The sequence below is a fragment of the Candidatus Protofrankia californiensis genome (genome assembly GCF_900634765.1).
GTDB lineage: Bacteria > Actinomycetota > Actinomycetes > Frankiales > Frankiaceae > Protofrankia > Protofrankia californiensis.
Genome location: NZ_CAAAFT010000431.1, coordinates 1,818 through 4,515 on the forward strand (window position 1 = coordinate 1,818; position 2,698 = coordinate 4,515).

Below are 2,698 nucleotides of genomic sequence, written 5' to 3' on the forward strand. Positions count from 1 at the left end.
GCCCGCGAAATCCTTCTTGGGCGTGTCACCGGCAAGAATCGCTTCCCTGATTTCGTCCATGATTGACCTCTCTTATACGGTGCCGACATCGAGCAGATGTTCAGTAGACCCGGAAACCCCGCCCGGTCTTGCGACCGAGACATCCGGCCTTGACAAGGCGTTCCAGCAGGGGCGCCGGAGCGTACCCAGGTTCCCGGAACTCCAGGTAGAGGGTTCGCAGGATGGCGAGCGTCACGTCCAGGCCGACGACGTCGGCGAGCGCGAACGGCCCCATGAGGTGCGCACAACCGACCTTCATCGCCGTGTCTATGGCCTCGACGTCCGCGTAATGGGCCTCCAGCATCTTCACGGCGGTGTTGAGATACGAGAACAGCAGGGCGTTGACGATGAAGCCGGCGCGGTCTGCGCACCGGACCGGGTGCTTGCCCGCCGCCCTGGCCACCTCGAACACGGTCGCGGTGACGTCGTCCGCGGTCACCACCGTGGGCACGATCTCCACCAGTCGCATCCGCGGCGCCGGGTTGAACCAGTGCATGCCGACCACGTCCTGCGGACGGGAGGTGGCGGTGGCACACTCGATCACCGGGAGGGACGACGTGGTCGTGGCAAGGACCGCCCCGGAACGCGCGACCCTGTCGAGCTCGGCGAACAACGCCCGCTTGACGTGGATGTCCTCGACGACCGCTTCGATGATGAGATCGCAGTCGGCCAGCGCGGACAGTTCGGTCGAGGAGCGCACCCGGGCGAGGGCGGCGACCCGGTCATCCGAGGAGATCCTGCCCCGTTCGACCGCCTTGTCCAGGGACCGCTCAAGCCTCCTGCGGACAGTGGCGACCTTTTCCTCGTCCCGGGCGCGGAACACCACCTCGTAGCCGGAGCGGGCGCAGACTTCGATGATCCCGCTGGCCATGGTGCCGGTGCCGACGACACCGATCGTGCGTACCGGCCGGGCACCGACCACGGAAGGCCCGAGTTCGGGGGTGGTGACCATGTCGACGATCTCGGACGAGTCGGGGGCGGCGTAGGTGTAGAAGCCGCGGCCGGTCTTGCGGCCGAGCATGCCGGCGGTGACCAGCTGCTTGAGCAGCGGGGCCGGGGCGTGCAGGTGGTCGCAGGAGGTGTGGTGGATTGAGTCGAGGATGTCGTAGGCGCTGTCGAGACCGATCAGGTCGAGCAGCGCCAGCGGACCCATGGGGTGGTTACAGCCGAAGCGCATGGCGGCGTCGATGTCCTCACGGGTGGCGTGGTGCGCCTCCAGCATCCGGATGGCGTTGTCGAGGTAGCCGAACAGCAGGGCGTTCACGATGAACCCGACCCGGTCCCCGGCGACGACGGCGGTCTTTCCGACCTTGGCGACGAGCGTCTCGACATCCTCCAGCACGGACGGGTCGGTGACCACCGTACGGATGATCTCGACCAGGCCCATGATCGGCACCGGGTTGGACCAGTGCGTGCCGACAACCCGGGACGGGCGTGAGGTGCCGGCGGCCAGCTCGGTGATCGACAGGGAGCTGGTGTTCGTCGCGAAGATGGTCCCCGGCGGGCACAGCGTGTCCAGCTCGGCGAAGAGCGCGCGTTTGTCCTCGATCCGCTCGGGGATCGCCTCGATGACCAGCTGGCAGTCCGCCACGGCGGCGAGGTCGGTTCCGGCGTGGATCCGGGCGAGCAGGGCGTCCCGGCCGGCCTCGGTCAGCTTGCCGCGGCTCACCGCGCGGTCGGTGGAGTGCCGGATACGATCGAGCCCGCGGCTCAGCGTCGCGTCGTTGAGCTCGACGCCGACCACCTCGATGCCGGCGCGCGCCAGCACCTCGGCGATTCCGGCGCCCATGGTGCCGAGCCCGACAACTCCGACCTTCGCTGGCGATCCAGTGTGCCCGCCCGGCTCCTTCACTACTACCCACTCCAACGTCGCTGTGTTTGGGTCGATGCCGTAGCGCTCCGGACCGAAGGCACCGACAATCCATGCGGTCATCAGGTCGAACACCTCCGCGTTGAGGTGCATCAGGCTGCGGTGGGCCTCCCCGCTGCGGCTGACCAGGCGGTCTGCGAGCACCTGAAGGTGCTCGCAGACCGCCTGCACGTCGGCCTTGCACCACTCGCCGACCGTGGCGTCGCCGTCGATCAGCCGCTCGACCAGGTCACACCGGATCGGGTTCGCAAGAGCCTCGAAGATCTGTGACGCCATCGTTGCCCTCTCTCCGCGACGACCGAATCATCAACCATCTACTTGATGATCTTAACACTAGGCTCGGGGAAATATCATTAGATAACTTGATAATCTCCCCCGTAGCCCCAGAGGCAGGTCTTTAGTCAATCAGAACGTTGAAGATTGCGCCAGCCTCAAGAGCAAACGTGAGGCTCAGCTCATCCGGAGAGATGGCGGCACGACGGCAACCATCATCATTTTGATGGACGGGCGGTCCGCCCGAACCTGCCGTGGTTGCCGCTGGAAGCCAAGGGATGGCAGGACGACCTGCAGCTTCGTGACCGTCCGCCAGATATGGCGGTGGCTGGCGCTGGAGGCCACCTGGCCGCACGGCCATAGCCAGGAGGCGGAACATCCTACTCGCCCACTTCCTGATAGTGGACGAGTAGGATCATGACGGCAGGCAGAGAGGCGTCGCCCCGCTGCGTGACCGACCAGGTTGCCGTCGGGTCATCGACGCCGTTAGCCGAGCTGACGCAGACGGGACTCTAT

The 2,698-nt window shown here is 66.3% G+C and carries 1 protein-coding gene; it reads right to left on the bottom strand.

Going from position 1 to position 2,698, the window contains the following annotated elements; genetic code table 11:
- Window positions 1–100 precede the first annotated feature (100 nt).
- Window positions 101–2,185, bottom strand: coding sequence for a 3-hydroxybutyryl-CoA dehydrogenase (locus DD1DGNOD_RS22235; RefSeq protein ID WP_283234744.1), 2,085 nt, complete (start codon window positions 2,183–2,185; stop codon window positions 101–103).
- Between the last annotated feature and the right edge of the window lie 513 nt (window positions 2,186–2,698).

Coding starts and splice junctions, on each gene's coding strand:
- DD1DGNOD_RS22235 (WP_283234744.1), bottom strand. CDS start 2,185: ATGGCGTCACAGATCTTCGAGGCTCTTGCGAACCCGATCCGGTGTGAC.